Here is a 15,547-nt window from a genome sequence, read left to right on the forward strand (position 1 = left end):
CCTTGTCCGCCTCGATCATCGCGATTGATGCAATGGGTGGGGACTTCGGTCCCCACTGCATTGTTCCAGCCAGCATTGCATGCTTGGCTGAATTCCCTTCGTTACACCTGGTCCTTGTAGGCCAATCCTCTTTGCTAGAACCGTTGATTGCACGCCATCCAGGTGTCGATCGTACTCGTCTGCGTGTTGAGCAAGCGGCCGAAGTCATCACGATGGACGAGCGTCCTGCTCAGGCCCTACGTGGCAAGCCCAATTCATCAATGCGCGTGAGCCTCGAATTGCTTCGCAATGGCGCCGTGCAAGCCTGTGTCAGTGCCGGTAATACGGGCGCGTTGATGGCGTTGTCGCGTTATGTGCTGAAAACCCTCCCGGGTATTGATCGGCCGGCCATGGTGACAGCCATTCCAACTCAGTCTGGTTTTTGCCATCTGCTGGACCTAGGTGCGAATGTTGATTGCAGCGCTGAGCATTTGCATCAGTTCGCCGTGATGGGCTCGGTGACAGCGGAAGTGCTTGGCATGAGTCGTCCTCGTGTGGCGTTGCTCAATGTCGGTACCGAAGACATTAAGGGCAATCAGCAGGTCAAACTGGCGGCCAGTTTGTTGCAGCAGGCCAGCGGCCTTAATTACATTGGTTTTATTGAGGGCGATGGTCTCTACCGTGGTGAGGCCGACGTGGTGGTGTGCGACGGTTTTGTCGGCAACATCGTGCTCAAGTCCAGTGAAGGGCTGGCAAGCATGATTGCGGCTCGCATCGAGACCATATTTACGTCGAGTTTTACTGCGCGAGCGGTCGGTTTGCTGGCATTGCCGCTGCTGCGACGGCTGCAGGGGGAATTGGCTCCTGCGCAGCATAATGGCGCGAGCTTTGTGGGCCTGCAGGGTATCGTGGTCAAAAGTCACGGATCCGCAGGGCCCGAAGGCTTCAAAAGCGCAATTCGACGAGCTTTGCGGGAGATTGAAGAGAATCTGCCTCAGCGTTTGCATGGCCGCCTGAGCGAACACCTGCTTTAGAATGTGACCGCACAGGCAGGCTCGTCATCCAACTGTCAGCTTGTTGCGCTTGGCTATGGCTGACGCGTATTACCGACGATCACGATAATTAGGAACCGGTTTCCATGTCTGCATCTCTCGCATTCGTCTTCCCAGGTCAGGGTTCCCAGTCGCTGAACATGCTCGCCGAGCATGGTGCGCAGCGACCTGTGATTCTTGAAACCTTCGCCGAGGCTTCCGAGGCTCTCGGTTATGACCTCTGGGCTTTGACCCAGCAGGGTCCCGAAGAACAACTCAATCAAACCGACAAAACTCAGCCGGCGATTCTTACCGCCTCTGTAGCCCTATGGCGTGCCTGGCTTGCCGAGAGCGATGCGCGCCCGGCTTTTGTTGCCGGGCATAGCTTGGGTGAATATTCAGCGTTGGTCGCGGCGGGCAGCCTGTCTTTGGCGGCAGCCGTCAAGTTGGTTGAGCACCGTGGCCAGTTGATGCAGCAGGCAGTGCCAGCCGGGCAGGGTGGTATGGCCGCGATCCTGGGTTTGGAAGATGCTGATGTGTTGGCAGCTTGCGCCGAAGCGGCGCAGGGTGAAGTGGTCAGTGCAGTGAATTTTAACGCGCCGGGTCAGGTGGTCATTGCAGGTGGTGGTGCTGCTGTTGAGCGCGCCATTGAGGCGTGTAAGGCGCGTGGCGCGAAACGAGCGCTGCCATTGCCGGTTAGCGTGCCATCGCACTGTGCATTGATGCGCCCAGCGGCTGAGCGCTTTGCTGAAGCCGTTTCGATCATCGATTGGCAGGCCCCACAGATTGCCCTCGTGCAAAATGTCAGTGCGACCGCCGTCACCGATCTTGAAGGTCTTAAGCGTGATCTGTTGGCGCAGCTCTACAGTCCGGTACGCTGGGTCGAGATCATCGTATGTCTTTCGGCGCAGGGTGTGACGGACCTGGTTGAGTGCGGTCCTGGCAAGGTTTTGTCGGGGCTTAACAAGCGCTGTGTGAAAGGCATCAATACCCATAACCTGGATACCCCGGACGCATTCGCGGCTGCGCGCGCGAGCCTGGTTTGATTAAGGAGAAACGAGATGAGCCTGCAAGGTAAGGTTGCACTGGTCACTGGCGCGAGCCGTGGTATTGGTCAGGCGATTGCCCTGGAGTTGGGGCGTCAGGGTGCCATCGTGATTGGCACTGCCACATCCACTTCAGGTGCCGAGCGTATTGCAGAAACCCTCAAGGCCAATGGTATTGAGGGTGCGGGCTTGGTGCTGGATGTAAGCAACGATGAGTCGGTGGCGAGCACGCTGGAACATATCCAGCAACACCTTGGTCAGCCGCTGATCTTGGTCAATAACGCCGGTATTACTCGCGATAACCTGATGCTGCGAATGAAGGATGACGAGTGGTTTGATGTCATCAATACCAACCTGAGCAGCTTGTACCGTCTGACTAAAGCCGTACTGCGCGGTATGACCAAAGCGCGTTATGGTCGCATCATCAACATAGGCTCCGTGGTCGGTGCTATGGGCAATGCGGGGCAGGTTAACTATGCCGCTGCCAAGGCCGGTCTTGAAGGTTTTGGTCGTGCGCTGGCGCGTGAAGTGGGTTCGCGCTCGATTACCGTGAACGCCGTCGCGCCGGGCTTTATCGACACCGATATGACCCGCGAATTGCCGGATGCGCAACGTGATGCGTTGCTGACGCAAATTCCGCTGGGCCGCTTGGGGCAAGCCGAAGAGATCGCGAAAGTGGTCGCTTTCCTCGCTTCTGATGGCGCGGCTTACGTCACAGGCGCTACTATCCCTGTGAACGGCGGGATGTACATGAGCTGAATGTGACGGATGGCTTCAGAAAACTGTCATAGATGCTGTCTAAAATCCGTTATAAAGCTGCAACAGGTTTGTAGGCAGGTCGTTGAAGTGTTTTGAGGCGCCCCAGCATTACGCTTGAAATGCTAAAAACCCTTTCTATACACTTGGCCTCATATCAGTGGCCAAGATTTGTCCCATTAGGAGTGAGAACAACGTATGAGCACCATCGAAGAACGCGTCAAGAAAATCGTTGCCGAGCAACTGGGCGTCAAAGAAGAGGAAGTAACCAACAGCGCTTCCTTCGTTGAAGACCTGGGTGCCGACTCTCTTGACACCGTTGAGCTGGTGATGGCTCTCGAAGAAGAATTCGAGACTGAAATCCCGGACGAGCAAGCTGAAAAAATCACCACCGTTCAGGAAGCGATCGACTACGTTACCGCTCACGCGTAAGACGTATTCGTCGGATCCCGACTCGGAAAAGCCGCACTCCCTTACAGGTGTGCGGCTTTTCTTTAAGCGCATTCCAAGCGTTGAAAACTAGAAAAGGAGATTGCTGTGTCGCGTAGACGCGTCGTGGTTACCGGTATGGGTATGCTGTCGCCATTGGGTAACGATGTGCCGAGTAGCTGGCAGGGCATTTTGGCCGGGCGCAGTGGCATCGGCCTGCTTGAGCATATGGACCTTTCCGCTTTTTCCACTCGCTTTGGTGGTGCGGTAAAGGGCTTTAATGTTGAGGAATACTTGTCCGCCAAAGAGGCGCGCAAGCTCGATCTGTTTATTCAATATGGTCTGGCGGCTAGCTTTCAGGCCATGCGCAGTTGTGGTCTTGAGGTCACCGATGCCAACCGTGAACGCATTGGTGTGGCCATGGGCTCCGGTATCGGCGGCCTGACCAATATCGAGAACAACTGTAAATCTCTGCATGAGCAGGGGCCGCGGCGTATCTCGCCGTTCTTCGTGCCTGGCTCGATCATCAATATGATTTCCGGGTTTCTGTCGATCCACTTGGGTTTACAGGGGCCTAACTACGCCATTGCTACGGCATGCACCACGGGTACGCATTGCATCGGCATGGCGGCTCGCAACATTGCCTATGGCGAAGCCGATGTGATGGTGGCCGGTGGCGCTGAGATGGCTGCCTGCGGTCTCGGTATGGGTGGCTTTGGTGCCGCCCGTGCGTTGTCCACGCGCAACGATGAACCCACCCAGGCCAGTCGTCCGTGGGATAAAGACCGTGATGGTTTTGTCTTGTCGGACGGCGCGGGCGCGTTGGTGCTCGAAGAACTCGAACATGCCAAGGCGCGCGGTGCGACTATTCATGCTGAGTTGATCGGTTTCGGCATGAGTGGCGATGCCTATCATATGACCTCGCCACCGGAAGACGGCGCTGGCGCAGCGCGTTGCATGGTCAATGCCCTGCGTGATGCCGGTATCACCCCGGATCAGGTGCAGTACATCAATGCCCACGGTACGTCGACATCGGCTGGCGATAAGGCTGAGGTGGCGGCTATCAAGGCCGTGTTTGGTGAGCATGCGTATAAATTGGCGGTCAGCTCGACCAAATCCATGACCGGGCATTTGCTAGGCGCGGCCGGTGCCGTCGAGGCAATTTTCAGTATTCTGGCGCTGCGTGATCAAGTAGCCCCGCCGACCATCAACCTCGACACGCCGGACGAAGGCTGTGACCTCGACTTTGTTGCGCATCAGGCCAAAGCCATGCCGATTGATGTCGTGCTGTCCAACTCCTTCGGGTTTGGCGGTACCAACGGCTCGCTGGTGTTCCGCCGGTTTGTCGATTGATGTTGTGTTGGGTGGATGGTCAGCCGGCAGAATCGCTGTCCATCAAGGATCGCGGCCTGGCCTATGGCGATGGGCTGTTTGAGACCATCGCTGTCAGTGCCGGCCTTCCTGTGTTGCTTGATCGGCACTTGGCGCGACTGGCTGACGGTTGTGTTCGCTTAAAAATCCCCGTTGATCTCGCTGCTGTGCGCACGCAGTTGCTGGTATTCAGTCAGCAGCTCGGCGAGGGCGTAGCCAAGCTGATACTGACCCGTGGTGACGGTCAGCGTGGCTATGCACCACCGTGCCCAGCACAGCCGCGTTTGTTGCTGCAGGGTGCCGCCAGGCCGGTTTATCCGAAGGCCAATGCTGAGCAGGGTGTGCGCTTGTTTGCGTGTGTGACCCGTTTGGCTGAGCAGCCCTTGTTGGCGGGGATGAAACACCTTAACCGTCTTGAGCAGGTCATGGCGCGCGGCGAGTGGCAAGACAGCGAGCATGCCGAAGGGTTGATGCTGGATGTCAGTGGGCGGGTGATCGAAGGTGTGTACAGCAATCTGCTGCTAGGCAGCGGCGGTGTACTGATCACGGCCGACTTATCGCGCTGTGGGGTTGCCGGCGTGATGCGGGCTGAGTTGTTGGCCCAGGCGGCGGAGTTGGGTATTGATTGCCAAGTGCGCGATATCAGTGTTGATGAACTGTTGGCCGCTGATGAGGTGATGCTGTGCAACAGCGTCTATGGTGTGTGGCCGGTGCGTGCATTGCGCACCCACGACTGGTCGGTCGGCCCGCTCACCCGTAAACTGCAGGCCATTGCTCGCGACCTACTGGACTGCTGATTTGTGATTCGCAAAATTCTGTTGCTGCTGGAAGGCGGCATCTTGGTGGCTGCTTTGCTGATTGCGCTGGCCGCGTGGCAGCAGCACCGTGTACTGCATAAGCCGCTCAACCTGACCGAAGAATATCTGGTCGACGTACCCGCTGGAGCAACGCCCGGTGGCGTGCTCAATCGTCTGGAAGCAGAAGGTGTGCTTGATCAGGCATTTTGGGTTCGTCTGTACTGGCGTTTTAATCTGCGCAACCAAGCCTTGCACAGTGGCGAGTACCGCCTGACGCCCGGCACTACAGCGCTCGACATGCTGGGGCAGTGGCGGCGTGGTGAGGTGGTGCAGTACAGCCTGACGCTGGTTGAGGGCTGGAACTTCCGTCAAGTGCGCGCAGCGCTGGCCCGTGAAGAGCGCCTTGAGCAGAGACTGGGCGGGTTGAGTGATGCCGACTTGATGAAAGCGCTCGATTTGCTAGGTTTGAATCCTGAAGGTCGCTTCTTCCCTGATACCTACAGTTTTGTGCGCGGCATGAGTGATTATGACCTGCTCAAGCAGGCGTATGCTCGTCTGGAGCAGGTGCTGGCCGAAGAGTGGGCCGCGCGCGCCAAGGGCCTGCCTTACAAAGAGCCCTATGACGCACTGATCATGGCATCCATGATTGAGAAGGAAACTGGCGTGGCCTATGAACGTGCTGAAATAGCCGGGGTGTTTGTGCGTCGCCTGCGCATTGGTATGCGCCTGCAAACCGACCCTACGGTGATTTACGGCATGGGCGAGCGTTACAAGGGCCGCATTACGCGAGCTGACTTGCGCGAGCCGACACCCTATAACACCTACACCATTGATGGCATGCCGCCGACGCCGATAGCCCTGGTTGGGCGTGAAGCTATTCATGCTGCGCTCAACCCGCTGGATGGCACCACGTTGTATTTCGTGGCCCGTGGCGACGGCACGCATGTGTTTTCTAATACCCTGGAGCAGCACAATCGCGCCGTGCGAGAGTTCCAACTCAAGCGCCGTGCAGATTACCGCTCCAGTCCCGCTCCGGCGAAACCCAACAACGATTAAGGACAGCCTGTGAGCGGTTTGTTTATTACCCTGGAAGGGCCCGAGGGCGCTGGTAAAAGCACCAATCGTGATTACCTCGCCACCCGTTTGCGTGAGCAAGGGATTGATGTGCTGTTGACCCGCGAGCCAGGCGGTACGCCGTTGGCTGAACGCGTACGCGAATTGTTGCTGGCACCCAGTGAAGAGCCAATGGCGGCCGATACCGAATTGCTGCTGGTTTTCGCCGCACGCGCCCAGCATCTGGCGCAGGTGATTTGTCCCGCGTTGGCGCGCGGTGCCGTGGTTTTGTGTGATCGCTTTACCGATGCGACATACGCGTATCAGGGCGGTGGTCGTGGTTTGTCCGAGGTGCGTATTGAGGTGTTGGAAAACTTCGTGCAAGACACCCTGCGCCCCGATTTGACGCTGGTGTTTGATTTGCCGGTGGAAGTGGGTTTGGCCCGCGCCGCCGCGCGCGGTCGACTGGATCGTTTTGAGCAGGAAGGTCAGTCGTTCTTTGAAGCGGTGCGTCAGACCTACCTGCGTCGCGCAGCGCTGCAACCGCAGCGCTATTACATTCTGGATGCTGCGCAGTCCTTGGCTGGCGTTCAGCAGGCGTTGGATAACCTGCTGCCGCAGTTGCTGGAGCGCGTTCGTGGCTGAGGCCTATCCCTGGCAAGACGCGTTATGGCAACAACTGGCGGGGCGTAGCCAGCATGCTCACGCCTATCTGCTGCATGGCCCGGCGGGCATCGGCAAGCGGGCGCTGGCTGAGAGGCTGATGGCGCGCTTGTTGTGCCAGCGCCCGGATGGGCTGAACGCTTGCGGCCAGTGCAAGTCATGCCATCTGCTGGCGGCCGGTACGCATCCGGATAACTACATTCTGGAGCCGGAAGAGGCCGATAAAGCGATCAAGGTTGATCAGGTTCGCGATCTGGTCAGCTTTGTGGTGCAGACCGCGCAGTTGGCAGGGCGCAAGGTGGTGTTGGTCGAACCCACTGAGTCGATGAATATCAACGCCGCCAACGCGTTGCTGAAAAGCCTGGAAGAGCCTTCCGGCAATACCGTGCTGCTGTTGATCAGCCACCAGCCTAGCCGCCTGCTGCCTACGGTGAAGAGTCGCTGTGTGCAGCAGGCCTGCCCGCTGCCGAGTGAGGCCATGAGCTTGGCCTGGTTAGCGCAGGCGTTGCCGGGCTGCTCAAGTGAGGACCACCACGAATTGCTGTTTCTGGCTGCCGGCTCACCGTTGTTGGCGGTGCAGATGCATGAGCAGGGCGTGAGTACTCAGCGCGCTTTGGTTGTTGATGGGGTTAAAAAGCTGCTCAAGCAACAGATTGCACCCAGTCAGTTGGCTGAAAGCTGGAATGCGGTCTCGCTGCAGTTGTTGTTCGACTGGTTCTGCCAGTGGTCGCAGTTGATGCTGCGCTATCAGTTGACGCAAGACGAAGACGGCCTCGGTCATGCCGATATGCGCAAAGTGGTGCAATACCTGGCGCAGAAAACCCCGCAGAGCAAGGTGTTGAACATTCAGGATTGGTTATTGGCGCAACGTCAGAAGGTCATCGCTAAGGCTAACCTTAACCGTGTACTGCTGCTCGAAGCCCTGTTGGTGCAGTGGGCAAGTTTGCCCGGGCCGGGCTAGAATCGGCCATTAAGTGAATAAAATCAGGAATGCCGCATGAGTCTGCCTCCTAACTTGGGCCCGCGTAACGGAATTTTGTCGCTGACAATCAAAGACAAATCCGTGCTCTATGCCGCTTACATGCCCTTTATCAAAAATGGCGGCCTGTTTATTCCTACCAACAAGAATTACAAAATCGGCGATGAAGTTTTCATGCTGCTCAACCTGATGGATGAGCCAGAGAAGATTCCCGTGGCTGGCAAGGTGGTCTGGATTACCCCAAAAGGTGCTCAAGGCAACCGTGCAGCCGGTGTCGGCGTGCAGTTCAACGACGGTGACAACACCGCGCGCAACAAGATTGAAACCTACCTGGCGGGTGCGCTGACATCCGATCGTCCTACCCACACCATGTGATGGCAGCCCGAAGCTGCAAGCCGCAAGCGACAAAAAGCGCTGGCGTTAACGCGTTTATGTGTGGCTTGAAGCTTGCCGTCTGAGGCTTAGCTATGTTGATTGACTCTCACTGCCACCTCGATCGCCTTGATCTGAGCGCCTACGCAGGTTCTCTCGATACCGCGCTGGATGCGGCGCGTGCGCGAGGTGTTGGTCATTTTTTGTGCATTGGCGTAAGTGCTGACAATGCGGGCGCTGTTAAAGGCTTGGCAGAGCGGTATGCCGATGTTGATTGTTCGGTGGGCGTTCACCCGCTGGACCTTGAGCCCGGTGCCGCGCCAGCGTTGGAGTGGCTGCTGGATGAACTGAATCATCCACATGTTGTGGCCATCGGCGAAACGGGGCTGGATTACCACTACGAGCCGGAATCGGCCGCGCTGCAACAGGCGTCTTTTAGGCTGCACCTGCAGGCCGCGCGCATCACCGGCAAACCGGTAATCGTGCACACCCGTGAAGCGCGCGCGGACACCTTGGCTCTCTTGCGCGAAGCGGCGCTGCCTCAGGCCGGTGTGCTGCACTGTTTTACCGAAGACTGGGACATGGCCAAGGCCGCGCTGGATCTCGGCTTCTATATCTCGCTCTCGGGTATCGTCACCTTCCGCAATGCCGATGCCCTGCGCGAGGTGGCGCGGCAAGTACCGCTTGACCGCCTGTTAGTGGAAACCGACGCACCTTACCTCGCCCCTGTACCGCACCGTGGTAAGCCAAATGTGCCGGAGTATGTGCGTGATGTGGCCGAGTACCTGGCAGTGCTGCGCGGCGTGAGCCTTGAGCAGTTGGCTGAGCAGACCACAAACAACTTCAAACGCTTGTTTCCCCTGGCTCGCGTGAGCTGAGTCGAGTAGCTGAAGGTTGAAATCTGAGGTGGCGTTTCTGGCCTCGTGCAGGCACAGGTTGATCTGGCGAGCGTAGGCGGCCTGTCTGGGGTAGGCGTCGCTTAAGTATCTCGCCCGTGCTTTGCAGTGGGGCTCAACGCAAACCCAGTGGTTGCGTGCAAGCGTCAGACGCAGAGCCAAAAAAAACCCGGACTCTGGGGGATGAGTCCGGGTTAAGACCATTAGGAGTAAATCAAGGCACGCGGTCCACGGTACCTTGCCTGATGGGACGCTTGGGGGGTACGTCGCACATCAGTACCCATCAGTATTGGTGAAGATTGCGTATCGTCCAGGCCATTTGGCGGCATTTTTAAACGGATTTGGAATACGCGACGCGCTGCTGAGTCCTCAAGCAGTGGCCAGCGGGTGTGGTAGAGCCGAAACGGCTGCGGATAACCACGCGCAGATTGCAAACAGGTGGGAGGCACGAGTCCGGCGTGGTTCCGGCGTCGCGATCCGGGAGGGTGGGGAAACTCGGCATGAGCGGCGTACATGGTCGGATGATCCGTGCAATTTGTCGCTAGTTAGGCATAATACGCGCCTTCGATTTTTTGACCCCTTAGTCCCTTTATGCATAAAGAACCCCGCAAGGTCCGTGAGTTTCGCCGCCGCGAACAGGAAATTCTCGACACAGCCCTGAAGCTCTTCCTCGAACAGGGTGAAGACAGTGTGACTGTGGAAATGATTGCCGACACGGTTGGTATCGGCAAAGGCACCATCTACAAGCACTTCAAATCCAAGGCGGAGATTTACCTGCGCCTGATGCTGGATTACGAGCGCGATCTCAACGAGTTGCTGCACTCGGCTGATGTGGATCGGGACAAGGAAGCGCTGTCGCGCGCCTACTTTGAGTTTCGCATGCGTGATCCGCAGCGTTACCGCCTGTTTGACCGCCTTGAAGAAAAAGTGGTCAAGGGCAATCAAGTCCCGGAGATGGTCGAGCAACTGCACAAGATTCGTGCCTCCAACTTCGAGCGTCTGACCCAGCTGATCAAAGGCCGTATCGCCGAAGGCAAGCTGGAAGACGTGCCGCCGTACTTCCACTACTGCGCAGCCTGGGCGCTGGTGCACGGCGCGGTGGCGCTGTATCACTCGCCATTCTGGAGCAACGTGCTGGAAGATCAGGAAGGCTTCTTCCAGTTCCTTATGGACATCGGCGTGCGCATGGGCAACAAGCGCAAGCGCGAGGGCGATACACCGGCCAGCTGAGGTATTCAGCCGGTGGATAAACACGCTGAGGCAGGGGGTGTGCCCTTATACTCGGCGCACACCCTCGCTGGAGTTCCGCATGATCGTTGATCGCCAGGGCAGGCGCTTTCGTAACCTGCGCATCAGCCTGACCGCCGCCTGCAACTATGCCTGTACCTACTGCGTACCCGACGGCAAACGTCTGGTCGCCGCGCAGAATGAATTGTCAGCCGACGCCATGCTGCGCGGCGTGGCCTATCTGATCGAAGCCGCCGGTATTGAGCGTTTGCGTATTACCGGCGGTGAGCCGCTGGTCAGCCCCAAGTTCGATACGCTTTTGCGCGGTGTAAGCCAGTTGGGCTTGGCGGACATCAGCTTGACCAGCAACGGTCAGTTACTGACGCGCAAGCTGCCCTTGTTGCTGGAATGCGGCATCCGCCGCTTGAATATTTCTCTCGATACCCTGGATGCGGCCGCTTTTAGCAGCATTGCCCGTGGCGGCGACTTGGCCAGTGTGCTCCAAGGTCTGGGGGAGGCGCGCGCCGCTGGGATGCAGATCAAGGTCAATATGGTGCCGCTGCGCGGGCAAAACCTTGATCAGGTGCTGCCGATGCTTGATTACTGCCTGGCCAATGGCTTCGAGTTGCGTTTTATCGAGTTGATGCGCATGGGCCATTTGGCCCGCGACAATCAGACGTTTCAGCGTCAGTTTATCGGCATGCCGGAGTTGCTGACCCTGATTGGCAGCCGTTATGACTATGTGCAGGCCGATGCGCCTGTGGATGCCACGGCGCTACGCTACGCCATTCCAGGTGTTGGGCATTTTGGCGTTATCGCCAACGAAAGTGTGCCGTTCTGCCGGACGTGCTCGCGTTTACGTTTGTCGTCCACAGGCTGGCTGCATGGCTGTTTGTCATCGAGTAACCGCCACTATGTGGGCGATCTGCTCGACAAGCCGCGTCATCAAGCCCTGCCAGCGCTCCAGGGGCTGTTGGTCAAAGCCTTGGCTGATAAGCAGGATGTGGCGTTTTCCGGTGGCGTGACCGTGATGAAAATTATCGGCGGCTAAGGTCGCCCGTGGTGTGAGCTAAAGCATGCAAACGTTTCCCATCAGTTACATCGAACCGGTGTTCAGGCCGCCCAGTGAAGCCCATTCGCTGATCTTGCCGGTTACCAACGGCTGCTCGTGGAACAAGTGCACGTTCTGTGATTAGTTATCCCTAAGTGAGCCCCTAGAAATCACCGAAAAACCCTAGTTCCTTGCGGTTTTGAGGTTAATCATTGACCCCATGGTCATTTGGCCCGCTCTCCCCCTGTAGTAGTTACCCCAGAAAAGTACACGTTTTCCCAAATCGCATGAGCACAAAGTCATAGCGTAGGAACCAGGTCGCATCAGAGTCGGCCAGGAGCGATAGACCTCAGAGGCAGCATCGCCTGACAGTGCTGCCGGTCGCGGTTGTCCTATCGCTGACCATCTGATCCGGCTTACGCACAATTAGTGCAGCCTATATAGGTGAGCAAATTGCTTAGGACTGACCTGGGCTGGAATCTCGAGTAAACGCCACTCTGCTAGGTGGTAGTAACTGCATTGAGTTGAGTTGCGGCGCTAGGGGCGTCCTCATCATTCTGGTTGAGTCACTAACCAGAGTTCACATTATGCCCAATCCACTCAACCTCTTCGATGTCATTAAACACAACGTCGCCTCACACTTCGCCGCTCAGAGAACGCGGTGCTTTCATGGCTTTCGAGAGGATGCTTTACAAAAGATATCGTCCTACGTTCAAGGTTTGGGGGAGTGATCAATGCCAACAATCCTTGAGTCGTCCCACCGAGAATTCAGATCTTTTTTGGTCGATGCAACTGGCCAACAGCATGTCCTGCCAGTCATCGTGACCGAGCACGGAGTTCTGGAACAGTTTGCTCGATACATGCATTTGAATCACCGAAAGAGCCGTTCTTGGCAGGATTCTTCGGTTTTTGCAGTGCGGCTGCTGTTGGAATTCATGGAGGCCAACCATGCTTTCTATGACGAGCCGCGCATGCTGTTCACTGCGTTTTCCGATGCATTGTTCACGGGTACTGTCTCGAACATCGGCGATCCTTCTGGTCTGTTGTGGCAGCCCAGACAGCCGGATGACGCTGGTAGGCTGATCGGCCATATCACGAAGTTCACCGATTGGCTGGCGCTCGTCACTGAGGACGCAATGCTTCAGCTTAATCCCTGGCGACAAGCGACTTGGCATGAAGAACGGCTGAATTGGGCTGCGTATTCGCATCGTAGGGACAACGCATTCCTGTCACACCTTTGGCGCTCCAAACCGCAGACGAGCCAGTCCAGAGCAGTGCGCTCAAGAACGCTGCCGGTGGAGCGGCAAACGCCCGCCAAGGCATTTCCAGAGGGATATTTTGAACTGTTGGTATCCGAGGGTTTCCGCAGGCGGACGCGAGATTCACGAGGGCCGACAGACCTTCGCAATGTCCTGATTACCTACCTCATGCACTATGGCGGAGTGAGGCTGTCCGAAGCGCTGTCGCTATGGATCGATGACGTTAGCGTAGAGGACGGGGAGGTCATCGTCCGTATCTATCACCCTGAGTACGGGCTGACACCTGGCGGTAAAACCAACCGAGCTGCTTGCCTGCAAAGCCAATACGGGCTGCAACCCCGCAATAGGCTGGTGAAGGCGACAGATCCACTGTTTCTCGGCTGGAAGAACGGACTGATTACCGACCCGCAACGTCGCTGTTTCGAGATGTTCTTTTATCCCTATGATGCTGGGCAGGTTTTTGCTGGCCTGTGGCGTGACTACCATCTTAAACAGCGGGTGAAGCCGAAGGTTGGCGAAGCTCACCCTTATGCCTTCACCAACAGGGCCGGCCAGCCATATTCGCACCGGATGTTTCGCAAGGCTCACAAGTTGGCTGTTAAGCGGATCGGGTTGGTGTACGAGAAGATGGAAGGCACCACCCCGCACGGTCACCGCCATGCATTTGGTCAGCGTTTGGCACGTGATGGAGCTTCGCAACTCACGATTAGGAACGCCATGCACCACGTTTCGCTCGAATCAAGTCTGATCTATACGCAGCCTACGGCGAAACAGATGCGTGAAGAACTCCGCGATTTGGAGTGCCGAATGCGCTTGCGGCATGCACAGGCCGACTGCTTAGTGAGCAAGGACTGAAGCTAATGCCAGCCAAGAAGAATTTTTATACCTACCCCGAGGCCCAAGCCGCCGCTCAGGCGCTGTGCATCAATAGTTTTTCTGAATACAACAAGCGCTACCGCGAAGACCCGAGGCTGCCGGCCCAACCCAATATGGCCTATGCCGACGCCGGCTGGATCGACTGGTACGACTTCCTCGGCAATAAACGGCCCGATTTCTACCCGACCTACTCCGAGGCCCAAGTCGCCGCTCAGGTGCTGAGCATCAAGAGTCGTTCTGAATACAAAAAGCGCTTTCGCGAAGCCCCGAGGCTGCCGGCCAGCCCAAATTACTCCTATGCCGACGCCGGCTGGATCGACTGGTACGACTACCTCGGCAATGAACGGCCCGACCTTTACCCGACCTACGCCGAGACCCAAGCCGCCGCTCAGGCGTTGGGCATTAAGAACCAGCCTGACTACAACAAGCGCTATCGCGAAGACCCGAGGCTTCCGGCCCAACCCAATAAGGCCTATGTCGACGCTGGCTGGATCGACTGGTACGAACTCCTCGGCAATGAACGGCCCGCCCGCTACAAGACATACGCCGAGGCCCAGGCGGCAGCCCAGGCACTGGGCATTAAGAGCTATCCTGACTACAACAAGCGCTACCGCGAAGACCCGAGGCTGCCGTCCAACCCCAATCAGGCTTATGTCGACGCCGGCTGGATCGACTGGTACGACTTCCTCGGCAATAAACGGCCCGATTTCTACCCGACCTACGCCGAGGCTCAAGCCGCCGCTCAGGCGTTGGGCATTAAAAATCAGCCTGACTACAGCAAGCGCTACCGCATAGCCCCGAGGCTGCCGGCCAACCCCAATCAGGCCTATGCCGACACAGGCTGGATCGACTGGTACGACTTCCTTGGCAATGAACGGCGAGACGCCTACCCGACCTACGCCGGGGCCCAAGCCGCGGCTCAGGCGCTGTGCATCAAGAGTTTTTCTGAATACAACAAGCGCTACCGCGAAGACCCGAGGCTGCCGGCCCAACCCAATAGGGCCTATGCCGACGCCGGCTGGATCGACAGGTACGACTTCCTCGGTAATGAGCGGCCAGATCTCTACCCGACCTACGCCGAGACCCAAGCCGTCGCTCAGGCGTTGGGCATTAAGAACCAGCCTGACTACAACAAGCGCTACCGCGAAGACCCGAGGCTGCCGGCCAGCCCCAATCAGGCCTATGCCGACGCCGGCTGGATCGACTGGTACGACTTCCTCGGCAATGAACGGCCAGACCCCTACCTGACCTACGCCGAGGCCCAGGCGGCAGCCCAGGCACTGGGCATTAAGAACTATCCTGACTACAACAAGCGCTACCGCGAAGACCCGAGGCTGTCGGCCCAACCTTATAAGGCCTATGCCGACGCCGGCTGGATCGACTGGTACGACTTCCTCGGCAATGAACGGCCAGATCTCTACCCGACCTACGCCGAGGCCCAGGTGGCAGCCCAGGTGCTGGGCATTAAGAACCAGTCTGACTACAACAAGCGCTACCGCAATGACCCGAGGCTGCCGGCCACCCCCCACACAGTCTATGCCGTCACCGGCTGGATCGACTGGTACGACTTCCTCGGCAATGAAAACCCTAGCGCTGCGCTAGCGGACTACCCGCTCATGTGGGCAAATGTTGGGCGGTGGCTGAAGACCCAAACGAACATCACCACCTGAATTCATAGAATAAGTGCAACGCTTGAAACGATAGGCAGAGGGCCAGCCACCGGTAGAATCCAGGCTCTCACACCAAAGGATTCAAGCGCAGA

General features: G+C 57.6%; 15 protein-coding genes and 1 pseudogene. All 16 read left to right on the plus strand.

Translation table 11 applies throughout. From position 1 onward, the window contains the following. The first annotated feature begins 2 nt into the window (after positions 1 to 2). Positions 3 to 1,013, plus strand: a complete 1,011-nt coding sequence (plsX, locus tag AUK77_RS03820) for a phosphate acyltransferase PlsX (RefSeq protein ID WP_296126317.1) — start codon at positions 3 to 5, stop codon at positions 1,011 to 1,013. A 104-nt stretch (positions 1,014 to 1,117) separates the two neighbouring features. Next, positions 1,118 to 2,056, plus strand: a complete 939-nt coding sequence (fabD, locus tag AUK77_RS03825) for an ACP S-malonyltransferase (protein ID WP_296126320.1) — start codon at positions 1,118 to 1,120, stop codon at positions 2,054 to 2,056. A 15-nt stretch (positions 2,057 to 2,071) separates the two neighbouring features. Next, positions 2,072 to 2,815 carry a 3-oxoacyl-ACP reductase FabG gene (gene fabG / locus AUK77_RS03830; RefSeq protein WP_296126323.1) on the plus strand — a complete coding sequence of 248 codons (744 nt, stop codon included), beginning with the start codon at positions 2,072 to 2,074 and terminating at the stop codon, positions 2,813 to 2,815. Between the two features lie 195 nt (positions 2,816 to 3,010). After that, entirely contained in the window at positions 3,011 to 3,244 is a 234-nt protein-coding gene (gene acpP / locus AUK77_RS03835) for an acyl carrier protein (RefSeq protein WP_058066290.1), read from the plus strand. A 105-nt stretch (positions 3,245 to 3,349) separates the two neighbouring features. After that, on the plus strand, positions 3,350 to 4,594 hold the full coding sequence (gene fabF, locus AUK77_RS03840; RefSeq protein ID WP_296126326.1) for a beta-ketoacyl-ACP synthase II: 1,245 nt from the start codon (positions 3,350 to 3,352) through the stop codon (positions 4,592 to 4,594). Beyond that, positions 4,594 to 5,409, plus strand: a complete 816-nt coding sequence (pabC, locus tag AUK77_RS03845; RefSeq protein ID WP_296126329.1) for an aminodeoxychorismate lyase — start codon at positions 4,594 to 4,596, stop codon at positions 5,407 to 5,409. Before fabF ends, pabC begins: the two co-directional genes overlap by 1 nt. 3 nt (positions 5,410 to 5,412) lie before the next feature. After that, positions 5,413 to 6,465: an endolytic transglycosylase MltG gene (gene mltG / locus AUK77_RS03850; protein ID WP_296126332.1), complete on the plus strand. Its 1,053-nt coding sequence runs from the start codon at positions 5,413 to 5,415 to the stop codon at positions 6,463 to 6,465. A gap of 9 nt (positions 6,466 to 6,474) precedes the next feature. Further along, positions 6,475 to 7,107 (plus strand): dTMP kinase, encoded by a 633-nt coding sequence (tmk, locus tag AUK77_RS03855; protein ID WP_296126334.1) that lies wholly within the window; start codon positions 6,475 to 6,477, stop codon positions 7,105 to 7,107. After that, positions 7,100 to 8,086 (plus strand): DNA polymerase III subunit delta', encoded by a 987-nt coding sequence (locus AUK77_RS03860; protein ID WP_296126336.1) that lies wholly within the window; start codon positions 7,100 to 7,102, stop codon positions 8,084 to 8,086. Before tmk ends, AUK77_RS03860 begins: the two co-directional genes overlap by 8 nt. Before the next feature lie 36 nt (positions 8,087 to 8,122). Continuing rightward, positions 8,123 to 8,479 (plus strand): PilZ domain-containing protein, encoded by a 357-nt coding sequence (locus tag AUK77_RS03865; RefSeq protein ID WP_296126337.1) that lies wholly within the window; start codon positions 8,123 to 8,125, stop codon positions 8,477 to 8,479. Between the two features lie 92 nt (positions 8,480 to 8,571). Then, positions 8,572 to 9,354 (plus strand): TatD family hydrolase, encoded by a 783-nt coding sequence (locus tag AUK77_RS03870; protein ID WP_296126339.1) that lies wholly within the window; start codon positions 8,572 to 8,574, stop codon positions 9,352 to 9,354. A 609-nt stretch (positions 9,355 to 9,963) separates the two neighbouring features. Next, positions 9,964 to 10,602 carry a TetR/AcrR family transcriptional regulator gene (locus AUK77_RS03875; protein ID WP_296126342.1) on the plus strand — a complete coding sequence of 213 codons (639 nt, stop codon included), beginning with the start codon at positions 9,964 to 9,966 and terminating at the stop codon, positions 10,600 to 10,602. A gap of 79 nt (positions 10,603 to 10,681) precedes the next feature. Next, the gene (locus tag AUK77_RS03880) at positions 10,682 to 11,650 is read left to right on the plus strand and encodes a radical SAM protein (RefSeq protein ID WP_296126343.1); all 969 of its coding nucleotides are present in this window, start codon (positions 10,682 to 10,684) and stop codon (positions 11,648 to 11,650) included. 25 nt (positions 11,651 to 11,675) lie between these two features. Further along, positions 11,676 to 11,792: pseudogene (locus AUK77_RS03885) on the plus strand (radical SAM protein); the annotation flags it as partial. 592 nt (positions 11,793 to 12,384) lie between these two features. After that, positions 12,385 to 13,764, plus strand: a complete 1,380-nt coding sequence (gene gmtY, locus AUK77_RS03890; protein ID WP_296126345.1) for a gamma-mobile-trio recombinase GmtY — start codon at positions 12,385 to 12,387, stop codon at positions 13,762 to 13,764. A 5-nt stretch (positions 13,765 to 13,769) separates the two neighbouring features. Beyond that, entirely contained in the window at positions 13,770 to 15,455 is a 1,686-nt protein-coding gene (locus AUK77_RS03895; protein WP_296126348.1) for an integrase repeat-containing protein, read from the plus strand. The last annotated feature ends 92 nt before the right edge of the window (positions 15,456 to 15,547 follow it).

The organism is Pseudomonas sp. Ga0074129, from assembly GCA_001465025.1.
Lineage (GTDB): Bacteria > Pseudomonadota > Gammaproteobacteria > Pseudomonadales > Pseudomonadaceae > Aquipseudomonas.